This is a genomic window from Salmonella sp. 32010601201800023SM (genome assembly GCF_017572235.1).
In the GTDB taxonomy this organism is placed as follows: Bacteria; Pseudomonadota; Gammaproteobacteria; order Enterobacterales; family Enterobacteriaceae; genus Salmonella; species Salmonella enterica.
The window spans coordinates 596,803-614,254 of the sequence record NZ_JAGEQS010000001.1 but is presented as its reverse complement, the minus strand read 5'-3'; the positions used below and the strand labels follow the sequence as shown (position 1 = coordinate 614,254).

Genomic DNA, 17,452 nt, shown 5'->3' with positions numbered 1-17,452 from the left:
TCAATTAATGTGCAATAATCGCTTTATGTGTTTGAATAAATATTGTTCTTCCTGCATTTAATTGCATTGTTATTATCAAAGGGCTTAATACGCGTACATCAACGATTATTAATTATCAGCTTATAATAATATGACTGTTCAATTCATTTATCAGCTATTATTATCCTCTATATTCTTTAAGATAACCGCTTAATTCATAATATCGCCTTTATTCGTCGCATTAAATTACTCACTCACCTGATTAATGCTTGCCTAACGATTGCTTCGTTGTTTTAATTCCAGCGCGAAATTATTTAGTGAGAGAACAATGAAGCATACACAACAATCAGGCGCAAAAGTCTATAACCCATTCACGCTTAGCTTATATGACTGGTGGGTACTCAATATCTCAAACAAATATGCCTGGAAGTGTCCTACTGATACGCGACTACTTCCTTTCTTCCTGCATCACATGGGCGAGACTCACCTGGATATTGGCGTAGGTACAGGTTATTACCTGAAACATGCACCTGCGACTCATGCCATTTCGCTGATGGATTTAAATCCGGATAGCCTGAAAATAGCCGCCAGCCGAGTGGGTAATACGAAAATCCGCGCCACACTACAACACGATGTTTTCGACACGTTCCCGGCGGACTGGCACGGGCGCTTCGATTCCGTTTCGATGTACTATCTTCTGCACTGCTTACCTGGTGAGATGACAACAAAAGCGAAGGCAATTAAAAATGCCGGTATGGCGCTTAAACTCGGCGGCACACTTTTTGGCGCCACGATTCTGGGCAAAGAGGTTCCTCACAATGCTTTTGGTAAGAAATTAATGGCTGTTTATAACAAGAAAGGAATATTCAGTAATACCAATGATTCAGCCGATACGTTACGCAGCGTGTTGGACGAACATTTCGCTAAGGTGACTTTGGAGCAACATGGCGCCGTTGCGCTATTTTCCGCCACTACGCCACGCTCATCGTAAGTACAGGCACTTCCGAGCGGTCGGCAGCGCGATCATGTGGGTTTAACCCGTTGATTAAACATTGGATTACGGAATAGCAATTGCTTATTTTATTTGTCATACAAATAAGTATAATACCCGCTTCCGATGTAGACCCGTCCTCCTTCGCCTGCGTCACGGGTCCTGGTTAGACGCAGGCGTTTTCTGTATGGAATACGCAATCCCCTCTGATAGATGCCTTGTTTACCTGAAGCAGTTAACCCCACCTGCGACAAACGTCATGCAGGACGGTCAGTCACGCTTACGCGGCATCATCCGTAACAGCGTATTGTCTTTCCAGAAATAGTGATGCATCAAAGCAGCGATGGCATGAAGTCCAATAACAAAATAGCCCAGATTCGCCAGCGTGACGTGCCAGGATTTCAGCATATCTACGCGTTCAAAGTTAGCTTCGGCGGCATGCGGCATAGTAATGCCAAATGCGACCCAGGGATTGCCGCGGTTATACATCATGACCAGACCAATAACAGGCAGCGCGATAAATAACAGGTAAATCACCAGATGTCCTAAATGCGCCATTCCGGTCATCATCGGTTTTGGACGAGGAACAATGGGCGGCGTGGGATATTTCAGCCGAATAAACAAGCGTGCCACCATTAAAAGCAAAATAGTGATACCACATGAAACGTGCGTCATATTAAACCAGGGCCGATAACTACGCGGCGCAAAACCGCGCAGCTCCATCGCGGCGTAAGCCACAATAACCAGAAAAAAGACTAACCAGTGAATACCAATTTGCAGGCCGGAATACTTATTGCCCATAGCGCGTCCTGAATGAAAACCGTAAAGCGACAACATAACCAGCTTTTATAAATAATTCATCAAATTTATGAAATGGTGGTCGCACTTGCCCGTTCACCCTCGCAAACGGGCGATTTTTAGCGTAAAGCTCTCTGTCCTAACGCACTGCGCAGCGTAGTATCTGCCTGCAATACCTGCCATGCGTTTTCAATATCGCGTGGGATATCAACGTGAATGATAAAATCTTTACCACGCGGTCCATACCCTGTTTCATCGTCACGCAAACGGGGCAGCTCGCCGGCAATCAGAGACAGATAACGCTCCACCGTCCAGATGCCCTCTTCAACATTGGCAAAACGTGTACCGTCATTAAGGTGGCGCAGTACCGGAACAAAACCAGGAAAACTCAGCCAGCGCGGCGCATCGGTGTCGTCGTTTGTCACGCGCCGGAATGCCGCGATAGTGCGCCGCTGCATGGTGGGGTCTTGCACAACTATAGCCGTGTTAATGTTTTCTTTCGCCTGACGGATCAGTGCGCAGGAGAAACGGGCATTTTCGCCGCAATTAGTTGACCGATCTTCCAGCCAAATTTTCTCAGCCGGAATATGCCAGAACTGGTTCGCGATATCCGCAAGGATCGCGGCTTCAGCGCGTCCGCTTGTGCGAATAGTGTGGTAGCGCGGATGCCGGGCAATCACGGCGTACAAAAACGGCGTCGAATGACCTATACCGCCGCTAATCAGTAAAGGAACGCCTTGCGCTTTGGCGATGCGACAGGCCGCGTCGATAGTGGGGATCACCGCATTGCCCGCCAGGACGACGCAATCCGACGAATAAGGTTGTTCGCCGGAAAAATCATTTTGCGCCAGCCACTGTCCGACGGTATTCACCGCCAGCAATGTTTCCGCAGAGAGCGCCGGAAATGGCGTTGTATTCATAATTCCTCCTTTTTGTTCCGAACTTGTACCGGATCGCTTTGAAAGACGTCGTCGCCTGGCTTTTTAGGCCGTAATCTGATCCATGGCCTGTAAAATACGCTTATCGGAAATAGGATAAGGCGTACCGAGCTGTTGGGCGAAATAACTGACACGCAGTTCTTCAATCATCCAACGGATCTCTTTAACATCATCATCTTCGCGACGCGCTGGAGGCAATTTATTTATCCATTGTTGCCACGCCTGCTGGACGCTTTCGACTTTCAGCATTTGCGCCCGATCGCGGTGCGGATCGACAGCCAGTTTCTCCAGCCGCTTTTCAATTGCCTGCAGATAACGCAGCGTATCGCCGAGACGTTTAAAGCCGTTGCCAGTCACAAAACCACGGTATACCAGACCGCTCATCTGCGCCTTGATATCGGAAAGCCCCAACGCCATGCTCATATCCACCCGCCCTTTCAGACGCTTATTGATATTGAATACGGTCGTCAGGATCCGCTCAACCTGCTTCGCGATATCCACCACAGTATCATTCAGCTCGGCGCGTACCTTTTCGTGCAGCGCGGTGAAACCTGCTTCGTTCCACACCGGTCCGCCGTTGGCATCTATCAGCTTATCTACCCCGCAGGCGATACAGTCATCAATCAACTCCAGTACTTTGCCGTACGGGTTAAAGTACAGCCCCAGCTTGGCTTTATTCGGCAATTTCTCATGCAGATACTTAATCGGTGAAGGAATATTGAGCAACAGCAGACGGCGTAAACCGCACCACATCGCCTGTTGTTGTTCCAGCGGATTATCAAACAATTTGATAGCGACGCTGTCACGCTCATCCACTAACGCCGGCCACGCCTTCACTTTATAATTACCGCGTTTCTGTTCGTAGCTTTCCGGCAGCTCGCCGAAACTCCAGATATGCAGCCCGCTCTGCTCGATGCCGTCATCCGCCACCGCCGAGAGCGTCTCCTGCACTTTGCCTTTCAGCGCATTTTTAAGCTCGGCGAGCGAACGCCCTTCCTGCAGTTTCTTGTTTTTGTCATTCACCACGCGAAACGTGATTTTCAGATGCTCGGGCACCTGATCCCAATGCCAGTCTTCCCGATCGACCGTGACGCCGGTCATCCGGCGCAGTTCACGCTCCAGAGCGTCCAGCAGCGGCAGCTCCAGCGGCGTTACGCGACCTAAAAACGCTTCAGCATAGTTTGGCGCCGGAACAAAGTTGCGACGTACCGGTTTTGGCAACGATTTAATCAGCGCAATAACTAATTCACGGCGCAGCCCCGGGATCTGCCATTCAAAACCGCTCTCGTCAACCTGGTTAAGTAGCGGCAACGGAATATGGACGGTCACGCCGTCAGCATCCGCGCCCGGTTCAAACTGATAGCTCAAACGCAGCTTGAGATTGCCCTGGTGCCAGAAATTCGGGTAATCCAGTTTGCTGATTTTTTCCGCGCCTTCTTTAATCAGCATACTTTTTTCAAAGTTGAGCAGATCCGGCGTCTCGCGGCTGATTTTTTTCCACCAACTATCAAAGTGGCGGGCGGAAATAACGTCATGGCTAATACGCTGGTCATAAAACTCAAACAGGGTATCGTCATCCACCAGGATATCGCGGCGGCGAGATTTGTGCTCAAGTTCCTCGACTTCCGCACGCAATTTTAGATTCTCACGGAAGAAGGCGTGACGGGTTTGCCAGTCCCCCTCCACCAGCGCATGGCGGATAAACAACTCGCGACACAACGCCGGGTCAATCTGGCTATAATTCACCTTGCGCGCGGCGACAATCGGCAGACCGTAGACAGTAACCTTTTCCGTCGCCATCACCGCGCCTTGCGCCCGCTCCCAGTGCGGTTCGCTATATGAACGTTTAATCAGGTGCTGGGCTACCGGTTCCACCCATTCTGGCTCAATGCGGGCAGCGATGCGCCCCCACAGGCGGCTGGTCTCCACCAGTTCTGCGACCATTGTCCATTTCGGCGGTTTTTTGAATAAACCGGAACCGGGGAAAATAGAGAATCGGGCGTTACGCGCGCCGGTGTACTCTTGTTTATCGGCATCTTTCATCCCGATATGCGACAACAGCCCCGTTAACAACGCAACGTGAATTTCTCGGTACTCTGCGGGTTCGCTGTTTACCGGAATCCCCAGTTCTTTTACCACCTGACGCAGTTGGGTATAGATATCCTGCCACTCACGCACGCGTAAATAGTTCAGATAGTCGGTGCGACACAGACGGCGGAATTGATTCGACGACAGGGCCTTTTGTTGCTCGCCGAGGTAATTCCACAGGTTAACAAACGCCAGAAAATCAGACTCCTTATCATGGAAACGCCGGTGTTTCTCATCGGAAGCCTGCTGCTTATCCACTGGGCGCTCGCGCGGATCCTGAATAGAGAGTGCGGAAGTAATGATCATCGCTTCGCGCACACAGCCATGCTTTTGCGCTTCCAGAACCATACGCGCCAGGCGCGGGTCGACCGGCAACTGGGATAATTGTCGGCCCAGCGGCGTCAGCTTATATGCCGTTTGCTGTTCGTCGGCGGTAATCGCCCCCAGCTCTTCCAACAAACGCACGCCATCCTGAATATTGCGCTTATCCGGCGCTTCAACAAACGGGAAGGCGGCGATGTCCCCCAGCCCCAGGGCGGTCATCTGCAAAATAACCGACGCCAGGTTGGTACGTAGAATTTCCGGGTCGGTAAATTCCGGACGTGACAAAAAGTCATCTTCCGAATACAGACGAATGCAAATCCCTTCCGATACGCGCCCGCAACGCCCTTTACGCTGGTTGGCGGAAGCCTGTGAGATCGGTTCAATCGGCAGGCGCTGCACTTTAGTGCGGTAGCTGTAGCGGCTGATGCGCGCAGTGCCAGGATCGATCACATACTTGATACCCGGCACCGTCAGCGAGGTTTCCGCCACGTTAGTCGCCAGCACGATACGGCGTCCGCTGTGCGACTGGAAAACGCGGTTCTGTTCGCTGTTCGACAAGCGTGCATACAGCGGCAACACTTCGGTATGCCGTAAGTTCAGCTTGTTCAGGGCGTCGGCGGTATCGCGGATTTCCCGCTCTCCGCTCATAAAAATCAGGATATCGCCGGGACTTTCACGCCCCAGTTCATCAACAGCGTCGAAAATTGCCTGTAGCTGATCGCGTTCAGTGTCGTCAGCCTCTTCCACAATGGGGCGATAACGAACTTCTACGGGATACGTTCGGCCAGAGACTTCGATAATCGGCGCGTTATTAAAGTGGCGCGAGAAGCGTTCCGGGTCGATGGTCGCAGAGGTAATAATCACTTTCAGATCGGGGCGACGCGGCAGAAGCTCTTTCAGATAGCCGAGCAAGAAGTCAATATTCAGGCTGCGTTCATGCGCTTCATCAATAATGATGGTGTCATACTGCATCAATAGTCTGTCCTGCTGGATTTCCGCCAGCAGGATACCGTCCGTCATCAGTTTGACCATGGTGTTGCTACTGACATGATCGCTGAAACGAACTTTATAGCCGATGCAGCCGCCTGGCTCCGTTTGCAACTCTTCGGCAATGCGGTTAGCGACGGTGCGCGCCGCCAGGCGACGCGGCTGAGTATGACCAATAAGTCCTTTAATTCCACGTCCCAGTTCCATACAAATTTTCGGCAACTGGGTGGTTTTACCGGAACCGGTTTCCCCTGCCACGATCACTACCTGATGATCGCGGACCGCTTCCAGAATGTCCTGTTTCTTCTGGCTAACAGGCAGATTTTGCGGATAAGTGATTGAGGGGCGCGCCGCTTCGCGGAGGGCGACCTGCGCCGCAGCCTGTTCAATTTCTTTCGCCATCGTTTGGAAAATGGCCTGTTGCGCATCAGGATTTTTTACTTTCTTTACGCCATGCAGGCGGCGCGCAAAGCGCTGTTTGTCACGCAGCATCAGTGCATCCAGCCGCTGCTGTAACACCTGAAGCGTCAACATAGATTGTTCAGTCATAAAGCTCTTGGGCAGCATTCTGCCTGTTTAAAATCGTTTTAAATGATAGGTATAGAGTACCACATTGGGGCTTTTTTTGTGTTGTTCAATAATTTCGAACAAAGGGTTCGATATATTGCGCTATCCCTGCGACATATTTGTGAATAAAGTGTCAACAAGCAACGGGGCACGCCCCTTCAAACACATAAAAGGAAACACCCATGAGCAAGGTATTAGTTCTTAAATCCAGTATTCTGGCAGGGTACTCTCAGTCTGGTCAGTTGACTGACTATTTTATTGAACAATGGCGCGAAAAACACGTCGCAGATGAAATTACTGTCCGCGATCTGGCGGCCAACCCTGTTCCGGTGCTGGATGGCGAGCTGGTGGGCGCGATGCGTCCGGGCGATGCGCCTTTAACGCCACGTCAGCAGGACGCTCTGGCGCTGTCTGATGAACTCATTGCTGAACTGAAAGCCCACGACGTCATCGTTATTGCGGCACCGATGTACAATTTCAATATTCCGACGCAGCTGAAAAACTACTTTGATCTGATTGCCCGCGCCGGTATCACTTTCCGCTATACCGAAAAAGGCCCGGAAGGTCTGGTAACCGGTAAACGCGCGGTGGTTCTCTCCAGCCGCGGCGGTATCCATAAAGACACCCCGACGGATTTGATTGCGCCTTACCTGAAAGTGTTCCTTGGTTTTATCGGTATCACCGACGTGAATTTTGTCTTTGCCGAAGGCATCGCCTACGGGCCGGAAGTGGCGGCTAAAGCTCAGGCCGATGCAAAAGCCGCGATTGACAGCGTCGTGGCCGCTTAAATATTTTTGCCTCCCGTTTCGACGGGAGGCAACGTCTCCGGTTCGTAGCGCAAATATCCTACCACGCCGCTACTGCCGCCATCGCTGGGATGCGTTACCCCATCATTGACTTCAACGCAGGCGAAATCAAAAGGCGACACATTTTCGATGCACGCCACATTGACCCCATATTGATCGGGATTGGATCGGCGCTGATGAAAAGTATATATCCCGCATACCGAACAGAAAAAATGCACCGCCTTGCCCGTATTGAAGCGATATTCGGTAAGCTTATCCTGCCCTTTTAGCACTTTAATACCCGATAGCGGCGCAGACACTGCCACCGCTCCGCGCATCCGGCAAAACGAACAGTTGCAGCGCCTGGCGGTATGAAAGCCATCGCTAAGTTGAACGGTAAACACGACGCTGCCACAATGGCAAGCAGCAGATAATTTTTCAGACGTCATACCTGGTTACTCTCGCGAATAGTGATACCAGTCGACAGTATAGAAATAGCCTTCCGGTTCGCCTAATGTAAATACGACCTCCGTATTCAAAAATTACCCATATAAAAATGCATTTTGCGGTAAAAAAATTGTCGGGAAGCGGTTATTTACGCATCCATTTGCCATTAATTCCCTGGACATATTCTCCCGGCCTGGCGCGCTCAACCAGTTTTTGCCCTGCCATCTTCGCCACCTCGTCCACGGGAAGATGATTGCTATCCGCTAACTGCTGATAACTGGCGCGGCGGGCATGATTAATATCAAGCACCAGTTTCTGGGTTTCGGCATCATTCTTTAAGGCCACCAGATAGCCATTCAGCGTTTCCCCGACCCGGCCCTGCGTGCGCGCTTCGTCCAGGGTTAAGGCCCACACAGAAGGTGTGAGCAAGCTCAGCGTCAGCACCCATAGCATTAAATACTTTTTCATTATGGCCTCAGAATAGATCGCTGCGTGATTTCAGGAGTTCTTCAACGTCTTTATCGACTTTGATATGTATTTCATGCTCGATCTTTACATTCATGTTGATGGTAATCGGCTGTTCCGGCGCGGCGACTTCAATACGTGGCGTGCAGCCCACCACGATAAATGACGCAAGCGCTGACAGCATGGCAATACTCATTTTCATTATTTATCCTCACAGTCCTTGTCTTTCCGGCAAGGAGGTTGCGGCAACGCTGTATTTTGTTCAAGCCATGCCTGTAAATTGTCGCCAAAACGCAAACTGCGCCACAGCGTAAACACATTTTCTTCATGGGTATAGTTCAAGTTAACGATCGCGGTTTTACCATCTACCCGGCTTTTGCCGGTAATGGCCGCCTGCATCGTTAGTACGCCCAGGTTATCAACGTTAATTTTCGTCCACGAATGCGTAATCTCCATATAACGTAGCCAGTTGATCGCCGAGCCTGCCGTGACATTATCCTTCACCACCGCATCCGCAGTATCTTTATCGATACGCAACGTCATTGGCCCAGGATTCGTAAGCCAGCCATCTTTGATTATCCATTTTTCATTGTTCAGCCACAGCGGCAGCGCGCCGCTAACCGGACCAGACATGGCGAATTGCTTTGGATTTATGGCGCTAATCAATTCGCTGGATGAAATATTTTGCACCCGCAAAAGCGCCGGGTCGTGCTGCGGCATTCGCAACTGTTTCATAATGATTTGACCGCCCAGCACGTCTACGCTGACATCGCTTAGCAGTAATGGATTCGACTCGCTCCAGGGATAACCGCCCTGTAAATCAGCGGTGATATTTTTCGCCGTGACCTGGTTAACTATCCCGGCGATACGCAGCGAGACGGGCCCGCGCGTCCCCAATTGCCACGCGCCGTTGTGGAAGCGAAATGGCAGAATGAAATCGACGCCGTTGATTTTGTTATCCGGCATCCAGGCGCTACCACCCTTTAACACGCCGTGTCCACCTGCTTCAAATCCCTGCCCCTGTGCGGCGGAAAAAGCCACCTGCGCATACAGTGAGCCTTCGCGCAGCGTCATTTTCCAGTCCGGTGGAAGCAACGGCTGGAAAACGATAAGCGACTGCTTCGGCCACCAGGCCTGTCCACGAAGGCGTTCGCCATCCCAGCGCCCATTCAGCCGTACCGGCCCTATCGCCCCCGCCCGAAGGTCGCCTTTAAACTGGAACAGGGTTGGCTCTCGCCCTTCAACGCTAAAATTAAGGGTAGAAGGCGGCAGCACGCTCCCACTGGTAAATACGGTTTTCCCCGCCACCAGAGACAGCGCGCCCTGTAGCGACGGCGTTGTGGCGTCGCGAACCCAGACAATAGGTTTATTCAGCGCCAGTCTTGGCGATGTGACAGTCATTGCGCCATAGTGCAACTGATCAAAACCGGTGGACAAACTGGTCAACCTGATGGTGTTATCATGCCATTCGCCCTGTCCGGCAATATCCCAGCGGGCGCGCATTGGCGTAAAGCTTCCTTGCCCCCAATAGCGCCACCGCCAGCGACCAGCATCAGGGAGAAAATCATTGGCCAGGCCATCAAGATGAAGAACGAAATCGCCCATCTCATTTTCGTGCGCCCGTAAAATAGCCTGTAATCGACCATCAACGCCGCGCGGTGTCACCTTGACGCCCGCCAGCGGCCAACGAATTTCATCAATATCTAACGCATCAATCACTCGCCCACGTGAGCGTAGCAATGCGCCAGGTGCAAAGGTGAGCTGCGGATCGACCAGACTGCCGCGGAACATAGCGGGCAAGACGGCATAAAAGATTAAATCCTTCTGTTTAGCCTCGCCGGTAAGCTGTAGAGGCATCTCACTGCTATCCATGCTGAGTTTTCCCGGGCCGATAGTCAGTACCGCGTTCGCTTTACCGGCATCGCCCTGGGTCAGAATATTCAGGCGTCCGCTGACTCGCGCATTATCTGGCCCGGCTTGCCAGTTATCGATATTAAAAGCCAGACGTCCGCTCAAGGGGAATCCCTGATATGGCCAGTTCCAGCGGCCATCGCTGATGGTAAGCCGCTGACGCGTTACCGCCCAGGGGAGATCGAGAATCGGGTCAGGATTACCTCGCGCCATCACGATGAGCTGTCCGGCGTTATCACGCCACTCCAGTTCCGCATCCACCAGCGACGGTTCCTGCGGCAGACGCAAGGTCGCTGCCGCATGACCGCTGACCGGCAGGCCATCCGGTACCAGCGGCAACACAAATTCCCCCGCCAGGCTAACGGGAGGCTGGTTCGCCAGCGCGGCGATCTCCAGTTGGCTCACCGTCAATGCCTGACCGCGTAGCTGCCCTTGAAATTTTACTTTTTCGCCCTGATAACGTATCTGCTGAATGACCGGCGTCATGGAGATCGCCAGCTTGCCCTGCCATTCCGGCCAGGGCGCGAGAATGACATTATCGATGTTAATCCAGGTATTGGGCAGCATTGACTGCCACTGCGCCAGCGTACGCGGCGCGGCGGGAGAAGCTTCCGTAGCGGGCAGTTTCGCCAGGCACGCGGCATCCAGTTTGAGGCTTTTAATATTCAGCAACCAACGGCTGGGATGCGTCAGTTCCGCCTGGGTAATATGCGCTAACGAACAATCATTGACCAGATAGCGAAGATCGGGAATCACTAACCCATGACGTGTCAGGCGTGGACTTTGTTCCAGAGCGATACGGGTACCGACGGGTAGCCAAATTCCCGCCAGAGTGGGAACCCACAGCCCGAGGGTCATCAGTAGCGTCAGAGGGATAAGAATCAGCAGTAACAGTAGCGCAAGGGCGGCTTTATATTTACCCTTCATGGGCCATTAATTTCCTGATTTAACGAAAAATTCAGTCGGCTATCTCTTTATTTTGGCATGATTGCCCGTACATAGCCTAATAGTTCATGTTGCAGGGGCGCCCTCCGGCTATTTGAGGCGTTGTGGAGAATGATAACCTAAAATTATTCATTATATGTATGACTATCAATTATTTTTGATTTTTTGTAAGATAATTTTAAGCATATTTGTGTGATTCAAACATCACTGGAGAAGGTCATATGAAACTCGCCGTCTATAGTACCAAACAGTATGACAAGAAATATCTACAGCAAGTGAACGAAGCGTTCGGTTTTGAACTGGAATTTTTTGATTTTCTGCTAACCGAGAAAACGGCGAAAACCGCCAATGGATGTGAAGCAGTTTGTATTTTCGTGAATGACGACGGGAGCCGACCGGTACTGGAAGAGCTGAAAAAACACGGCGTGAAATACATCGCGCTGCGTTGCGCCGGATTTAATAATGTCGACCTGGATGCCGCAAAAGAGCTCGGTTTGCAGGTGGTGCGCGTACCGGCTTATTCTCCGGAAGCCGTCGCTGAACATGCGATTGGCATGATGATGACATTGAACCGCCGTATTCACCGCGCTTATCAACGCACCCGCGACGCTAACTTTTCCCTTGAGGGACTGACCGGCTTTACCATGCACGGAAAAACCGCTGGCGTCATTGGTACCGGTAAAATCGGCGTCGCCGCGCTGCGTATCCTGAAAGGCTTTGGAATGCGTTTACTGGCGTTTGATCCCTATCCCAGCACCGCCGCGCTTGATCTCGGCGTCGAGTATGTGGATCTGCAAACGTTGTTTGCCGAATCGGATGTCATTTCCCTGCACTGCCCGCTCACGCCGGAAAACTACCATTTACTGAACCATGCGGCATTCGACCAAATGAAAAATGGCGTTATGGTCATTAATACCAGTCGTGGCGCGCTGATTGATTCCCAGGCGGCTATCGAAGCTCTGAAGAATCAGAAAATCGGCTCGCTGGGGATGGATGTGTATGAAAACGAACGCGACCTGTTCTTTGAAGATAAGTCAAACGATGTTATCCAGGATGATGTTTTCCGCCGTCTGTCGGCCTGCCATAACGTACTGTTTACGGGGCACCAGGCATTCCTGACCGCAGAAGCGCTGATCAGCATCTCTGAAACCACGTTACAAAACTTAAGCCAGCTTGAGAAGGGCGAAGCCTGCCCGAACGCGCTGTTCTAATCCTGTCGCTCCCCTGCGCTCAGGGGAGCATTTTCGGATAACCCCTGAAGATCTATCCGGTCATATCATTACTATAGTCAGTGTTAACTATCAGATTACAGAGAATATCAATGAAGAAAATCGTCACGCTGGTCGCCCTGAGCATCATAATGACAGGGTGTGTGAGCAGTGGAAAAGTGTCCGTCAAACGCGAGCAACTGGAGCACCACCGCTTTGTTCTGGAAAGCGTAAACGGTAAAACGGTCACCGGCCCGGAGCTCAGCTTTGGCGAGGACATGACGGTATCCGGCAAAATGTGCAATCAATTCACCGGCGAAGGAAAACTATCGGACGGCGAATTAAAAGTGAAAAATTTAGCGATGACCCGAATGATGTGCGCCGATCCGCAGCTTAATGCGCTGGACGGCACCCTCAGCGAACTCTTCAGCAAAGGCGCGCAAGTCGATTTAACCGCGAACCAATTAACGCTGGCGACGGCAGAAACAACGCTAATGTATAAACTGGCGGATTTAGCGCACTAAGCCATTAAGTGAAAAGTTATACGCGTCAGGCGAAACGCCGCGCTTAATAACTCCCGCAGCTTCCGGCGGCAAGCGACTGTTCGCTACAACGTTTGCCGTTGGGTAGCGCGCACATACCAATTACTGAACCATCAAGCTGCCGGGCCGCTGAAAGCGAACCGCCAATCATAGCGCAATTCGCTTCGCCGGCGCTGGACATCGCCGCTTTCATCCCTGGCGAAACATGCGCCGCGGTTGCCTGCTGAACAGGTTCGCTACTGCAAGCCGACAATAATAACGCGGCACATCCCACCCAAAACGCTGCGCGCATTTCTCTCCCCTCTGTTTATTCATCCAAACGACACCGCCCTAAATAATAGGCAGCAGAAACTGACGCGTCGAGAGGCAAAGCGCGCATTTATGCGCTTCATTAACATTTATTGGCAATTTTTTACGTCTTTTCGGCAAGAAATCGTCATTCTCCTCCCGCCAGGGACACAAAAGCGAAAATGGGGCTTGAAGGGCTTTGCTAAAATAAAAGGATAACTACAGGATGCGCTCACGATTATGCGTGTCCCTCTTTTTTGCGCAATGTAAGGGTGTCATATGCAAACAATTGACGGTAATGGCGCAGTAGCGTCGGTGGCGTTCCGTACCAGCGAGGTTATCGCCATTTACCCGATTACGCCCAGTTCAACAATGGCTGAACAAGCGGATGCCTGGGCCGGCAATGGGCTTAAAAATGTCTGGGGCGATACGCCGCGTGTGGTAGAGATGCAGTCGGAAGGCGGCGCGATCGCCGCCGTTCACGGTGCGTTACAAACCGGTTCGCTTTCTACGTCATTTACATCATCGCAGGGGCTGCTGCTGATGATTCCAACACTGTATAAACTGGCGGGGCAGCTCACGCCGTTTGTACTGCACGTTGCCGCACGCACCGTCGCCACACACGCGCTTTCTATTTTTGGCGACCATTCCGATGTGATGGCGGTCCGCCAGACAGGCTGCGCGATGTTATGCGCCGCCAGCGTTCAGGAAGCGCAGGATTTTGCGCTGATCGCGCACAGGGCTACGCTGAAAAGCCGCGTTCCGTTTATTCATTTTTTTGATGGCTTCCGTACATCGCATGAAATCAACAAAATTATACCGCTAACGGATGAAACCATTCTGAACCTGATGCCGCAGGCGGAGATCGACGCTCACCGCGCCCGCGCGCTGAATCCGGAACATCCGGTGATTCGTGGAACTTCTGCGAATCCGGACACCTACTTCCAGTCTCGCGAAGCGACCAACCCGTGGTACAACGCCGTTTATGATCATGTTGAAGAGGCGATGAAGGCATTTGGCGATGCTACAGGCCGTCAGTACCAGCCATTTGAATATTATGGCCATCCCCAGGCTGAACGGGTCATTATTATGATGGGCTCCGCCCTCGGCACCTGCGAAGAGGTCGTGGACGAGCTACTGATACGCGGAGAAAAGGTCGGCGTTCTGAAAGTCCGTCTGTTCCGCCCCTTCTCCGCCAAACATTTGTTACAGGCATTACCGGAAACCGTTCGCGCTATCGCCGTGCTGGATCGCACCAAAGAGCCTGGCGCGCAGGCCGAGCCGCTTTATCTGGACGTGATGACCGCACTGGCGGAAGCCTTTAATAATGGCGAGCGCGAAACGTTGCCGCGCACCATTGGCGGCCGTTATGGGCTATCATCCAAAGAGTTCGGCCCGGCGTGCGTACTGGCGGTCTTTAATGAACTCAGCCGCGCGAAACCCAAACCACGGTTTACGGTGGGCATTTATGATGACGTTACTAACCTCTCGCTGCCATTACCGGAAAATACCCTGCCCGGCAGCGCTAAACTTGAAGCGTTATTTTACGGCCTGGGAAGCGACGGCAGCGTATCCGCCACGAAAAATAATATTAAAATTATCGGTAATTCTACGCCGTGGTATGCGCAAGGTTATTTCGTTTATGACTCTAAAAAAGCTGGCGGGCTCACGGTATCGCACCTGCGCGTCAGCGAAAAACCCATTCGTTCCGCTTACTTAATTGCTCAGGCGGATTTTGTCGGCTGCCATCAATTACAGTTTATCGATAAATATCAGATGGCGGAGCGTCTGAAGCCCGGCGGTATCTTTCTGCTTAATACGCCGTACAGCGCCGACGAGGTCTGGTCGCGTCTGCCGCAAGAAGTTCAGGCGGTGTTGAAACAGAAAAAGGCGCGTTTTTACGTGGTTAACGCGGCGAAAATCGCCCGCGAATGTGGACTTGGCGCCCGCATCAATACCGTCATGCAAATGGCTTTCTTCCACCTGACGCATATTCTTCCGGGCGATAGCGCCCTGGTTGAGTTGCAGGGCGCGATTGCCAAAAGCTATAGCAGCAAAGGTCAGGATCTGGTTGAGCGTAACTGGCAGGCATTGGCTCTGGCGCAGGAATCGCTGGCGGAAGTACCGTTGCAGGCGGTTAATCCGCACAGCGCGCATCGCCCGCCGGTCGTCTCCGACGCCGCGCCGGATTTCGTGAAAACCGTTACCGCCGCCATGTTGGCGGGCCTCGGCGACGCACTGCCTGTTTCCGCCCTGCCGCCGGACGGAACATGGCCAATGGGCACCACCCGCTGGGAAAAACGCAATATCGCCGAAGAGATTCCTGTCTGGAAAGAGGAACTGTGTACACAATGTAATCACTGCGTCGCTGCCTGCCCTCACTCGGCAATTCGTGCGAAAGTCGTTTCCCCGCAGGCGATGGAGAACGCGCCAGCCAGTCTGCATTCGCTGGACGTGAAGTCCCGCGATATGCGCGGCCAGAAATATGTGCTGCAGGTCGCGCCGGAAGACTGTACTGGCTGTAATTTATGCGTAGAGGTCTGCCCGGCTAAAGATCGGCAAAATCCACAGATCAAGGCGATTAACATGATGTCGCGCCTTGAGCATGTGGAAGAAGAGAAAGTGAATTATGACTTTTTCCTCGACTTACCGGAAATCGATCGCAGCAAACTGGAACGAATTGATATCCGCACATCGCAGCTTATTACGCCGCTGTTTGAATATTCCGGCGCCTGTTCCGGCTGCGGTGAAACGCCGTATATTAAACTGCTGACTCAGTTATATGGCGACAGAATGTTAATCGCTAACGCCACGGGGTGTTCCTCTATTTACGGCGGTAACTTACCCTCAACGCCTTATACCACCGATGCCAACGGACGCGGCCCGGCATGGGCGAATTCGTTATTTGAAGATAACGCGGAATTTGGTCTCGGTTTCCGTCTGAGCGTGGATCAGCACCGGGCGCGCGTCATGCGTTTACTGGCGCAATTCGCCGATCGCATTCCGGCGGAATTAAACAATGCGCTGCATGCCGAAGCAACGCCTGACGTTCGGCGTGAGCAGGTCGCCGCATTACGCCAACATCTGAAATTGGTTGCGGGCGCAGAGGAACTGTTAAAGGATGCTGATGCGCTGGTAGAAAAATCAATCTGGCTGATTGGCGGCGATGGTTGGGCATACGACATCGGCTTTGGCGGTTTAGACCATGTGTTAAGCCTGACGGAGAATGTCAATATTCTGGTTCTGGATACGCAGTGTTATTCCAATACTGGCGGCCAGGCGTCGAAGGCGACGCCGCTTGGCGCCGTCACTAAGTTTGGCGAACATGGCAAGCGTAAAGCCCGTAAAGATCTTGGCGTCAGCATGATGATGTATGGTCATGTTTATGTCGCGCAAATTTCGCTGGGCGCGCAGTTAAACCAGACGGTGAAAGCCATCCAGGAGGCCGAAGCCTGGCCAGGACCGTCGCTGATCATTGCCTATAGCCCCTGTGAGGAACATGGTTACGATCTGGCGCTAAGCCATGACCAGATGCGCCAGTTAACGGCGACCGGTTTCTGGCCGTTATACCGCTTTGATCCCCGCCGTGCGGATGAAGGCAAGCCGCCGCTGGCGCTGGACTCTCGGCCACCGTCTGATGCCCTGGCGGAAACGTTGCTTAATGAACAGCGTTTCCGTCGCCTGAATGCGCAACAGCCTGAAGTAGCTGAACAATTATGGCGAGATGCCGCATTGGATTTGCAAAAACGCTATGACTTTCTTGCCTTGCTGGCAGGAAAAGCGGAAAAACCCGGCGCAGATTAAAAAATATTCTAAGGATTAACCTGGAAACAAAAAAAGCCCGAACATCCGTTCGGGCTTGTCAATTTATACGCTGGAAAGCAAAGGTTAACGCAATGGCCCAGCGACAAAATGAATATGTGACAATAAAGGCATATAACAGGCGTAGAATATCGTAACCGAATGATATTGTATAATTTTTATTTCGTATAATACTCCCAAAAGCATTCGTATAAATTATATCTATTTCACTGCGAATTATTTCATTAATTATTGAATTAAACGGTAACATCTCTTTTTAGGTCTTTCCTGACAAGGCAGAAATAACGTTTTAACGTCAACTCGCTGATTATTTACGTGGAATACGCGTAATATTACGTCGCCCTCCCCTGTAGGCAGTCCCCGCAGA

At 51.9% G+C, this 17,452-nt stretch carries 14 protein-coding genes; 6 read left to right on the top strand and 8 right to left on the bottom strand.

The window, feature by feature from the left end; translation table 11 throughout:
- Positions 1–307 precede the first annotated feature (307 nt).
- A complete protein-coding gene (locus tag J4617_RS03140) occupies positions 308–970 on the top strand; it encodes a class I SAM-dependent methyltransferase (protein ID WP_001522619.1) in 663 nt (220 codons plus the stop codon).
- A 270-nt stretch (positions 971–1,240) separates the two neighbouring features.
- On the opposite strand, the gene cybB is transcribed toward J4617_RS03140, so the two are convergent.
- The 3 genes from cybB to hrpA form a co-directional block, all read right to left on the bottom strand.
- Positions 1,241–1,771 carry a cytochrome b561 gene (gene cybB / locus J4617_RS03135; protein WP_000527273.1) on the bottom strand — a complete coding sequence of 177 codons (531 nt, stop codon included), beginning with the start codon at positions 1,769–1,771 and terminating at the stop codon, positions 1,241–1,243.
- A 116-nt stretch (positions 1,772–1,887) separates the two neighbouring features.
- Positions 1,888–2,688, bottom strand: coding sequence for a YdcF family protein (locus J4617_RS03130; protein ID WP_001098498.1), 801 nt, complete (start codon positions 2,686–2,688; stop codon positions 1,888–1,890).
- 63 nt (positions 2,689–2,751) lie between these two features.
- Positions 2,752–6,654, bottom strand: a complete 3,903-nt coding sequence (hrpA, locus tag J4617_RS03125; RefSeq protein WP_023198619.1) for an ATP-dependent RNA helicase HrpA — start codon at positions 6,652–6,654, stop codon at positions 2,752–2,754.
- A gap of 200 nt (positions 6,655–6,854) precedes the next feature.
- Here hrpA and azoR point away from each other — a divergent pair, with 200 nt between their 5' ends.
- Positions 6,855–7,460 carry an FMN-dependent NADH-azoreductase gene (gene azoR, locus J4617_RS03120; protein ID WP_000048924.1) on the top strand — a complete coding sequence of 202 codons (606 nt, stop codon included), beginning with the start codon at positions 6,855–6,857 and terminating at the stop codon, positions 7,458–7,460.
- Here azoR and J4617_RS03115 read toward each other — a convergent pair.
- From J4617_RS03115 to J4617_RS03100, 4 genes are all read right to left on the bottom strand, one after another.
- The gene (locus J4617_RS03115; RefSeq protein WP_001531579.1) at positions 7,457–7,906 is read right to left on the bottom strand and encodes a GFA family protein; all 450 of its coding nucleotides are present in this window, start codon (positions 7,904–7,906) and stop codon (positions 7,457–7,459) included. The two genes, azoR and J4617_RS03115, sit on opposite strands and share 4 nt — an antisense overlap.
- A gap of 142 nt (positions 7,907–8,048) precedes the next feature.
- Complete coding sequence (locus J4617_RS03110) at positions 8,049–8,372, bottom strand: YdbL family protein (RefSeq protein WP_000760414.1); 324 nt, start codon at positions 8,370–8,372, stop codon at positions 8,049–8,051.
- A 7-nt stretch (positions 8,373–8,379) separates the two neighbouring features.
- Positions 8,380–8,571, bottom strand: coding sequence for a YnbE family lipoprotein (locus J4617_RS03105; RefSeq protein WP_000784063.1), 192 nt, complete (start codon positions 8,569–8,571; stop codon positions 8,380–8,382).
- Positions 8,571–11,207, bottom strand: a complete 2,637-nt coding sequence (locus J4617_RS03100; RefSeq protein ID WP_017465577.1) for a YdbH family protein — start codon at positions 11,205–11,207, stop codon at positions 8,571–8,573. The genes J4617_RS03105 and J4617_RS03100 overlap by 1 nt, the downstream gene beginning before the upstream one ends.
- A 239-nt stretch (positions 11,208–11,446) precedes the next feature.
- On the opposite strand from J4617_RS03100, the gene ldhA reads away from it, so the two are divergent.
- The gene (ldhA, locus tag J4617_RS03095; RefSeq protein WP_000762206.1) at positions 11,447–12,436 is read left to right on the top strand and encodes a D-lactate dehydrogenase; all 990 of its coding nucleotides are present in this window, start codon (positions 11,447–11,449) and stop codon (positions 12,434–12,436) included.
- 110 nt (positions 12,437–12,546) lie between these two features.
- Entirely contained in the window at positions 12,547–12,957 is a 411-nt protein-coding gene (gene hslJ / locus J4617_RS03090) for a heat shock protein HslJ (RefSeq protein ID WP_000725242.1), read from the top strand.
- Between the two features lie 43 nt (positions 12,958–13,000).
- On the opposite strand, the gene J4617_RS03085 is transcribed toward hslJ, so the two are convergent.
- On the bottom strand, positions 13,001–13,267 hold the full coding sequence (locus tag J4617_RS03085) for a DUF333 domain-containing protein (protein ID WP_001200680.1): 267 nt from the start codon (positions 13,265–13,267) through the stop codon (positions 13,001–13,003).
- Here J4617_RS03085 and J4617_RS03080 point away from each other — a divergent pair.
- On the top strand, positions 13,171–13,482 hold the full coding sequence (locus J4617_RS03080; RefSeq protein ID WP_031602436.1) for a hypothetical protein: 312 nt from the start codon (positions 13,171–13,173) through the stop codon (positions 13,480–13,482). The two genes, J4617_RS03085 and J4617_RS03080, sit on opposite strands and share 97 nt — an antisense overlap.
- Positions 13,483–13,542: 60 nt before the next feature.
- Positions 13,543–17,067, top strand: a complete 3,525-nt coding sequence (gene nifJ / locus J4617_RS03075) for a pyruvate:ferredoxin (flavodoxin) oxidoreductase (protein ID WP_017465578.1) — start codon at positions 13,543–13,545, stop codon at positions 17,065–17,067.
- The last annotated feature ends 385 nt before the right edge of the window (positions 17,068–17,452 follow it).

Bases quoted from the DNA above. Each gene is read 5' to 3' on its own strand.
- J4617_RS03140 (WP_001522619.1), top strand. From the start codon at position 308: ATGAAGCATACACAACAATCAGGCGCAAAAGTCTATAACCCATTCACG.
- cybB (WP_000527273.1), bottom strand. From the start codon at position 1,771: ATGGGCAATAAGTATTCCGGCCTGCAAATTGGTATTCACTGGTTAGTC.
- J4617_RS03130 (WP_001098498.1), bottom strand. From the start codon at position 2,688: ATGAATACAACGCCATTTCCGGCGCTCTCTGCGGAAACATTGCTGGCG.
- hrpA (WP_023198619.1), bottom strand. From the start codon at position 6,654: ATGACTGAACAATCTATGTTGACGCTTCAGGTGTTACAGCAGCGGCTG.
- azoR (WP_000048924.1), top strand. From the start codon at position 6,855: ATGAGCAAGGTATTAGTTCTTAAATCCAGTATTCTGGCAGGGTACTCT.
- J4617_RS03115 (WP_001531579.1), bottom strand. From the start codon at position 7,906: ATGACGTCTGAAAAATTATCTGCTGCTTGCCATTGTGGCAGCGTCGTG.
- J4617_RS03110 (WP_000760414.1), bottom strand. From the start codon at position 8,372: ATGAAAAAGTATTTAATGCTATGGGTGCTGACGCTGAGCTTGCTCACA.
- J4617_RS03105 (WP_000784063.1), bottom strand. From the start codon at position 8,571: ATGAAAATGAGTATTGCCATGCTGTCAGCGCTTGCGTCATTTATCGTG.
- J4617_RS03100 (WP_017465577.1), bottom strand. From the start codon at position 11,207: ATGAAGGGTAAATATAAAGCCGCCCTTGCGCTACTGTTACTGCTGATT.
- ldhA (WP_000762206.1), top strand. From the start codon at position 11,447: ATGAAACTCGCCGTCTATAGTACCAAACAGTATGACAAGAAATATCTA.
- hslJ (WP_000725242.1), top strand. From the start codon at position 12,547: ATGAAGAAAATCGTCACGCTGGTCGCCCTGAGCATCATAATGACAGGG.
- J4617_RS03085 (WP_001200680.1), bottom strand. From the start codon at position 13,267: ATGCGCGCAGCGTTTTGGGTGGGATGTGCCGCGTTATTATTGTCGGCT.
- nifJ (WP_017465578.1), top strand. From the start codon at position 13,543: ATGCAAACAATTGACGGTAATGGCGCAGTAGCGTCGGTGGCGTTCCGT.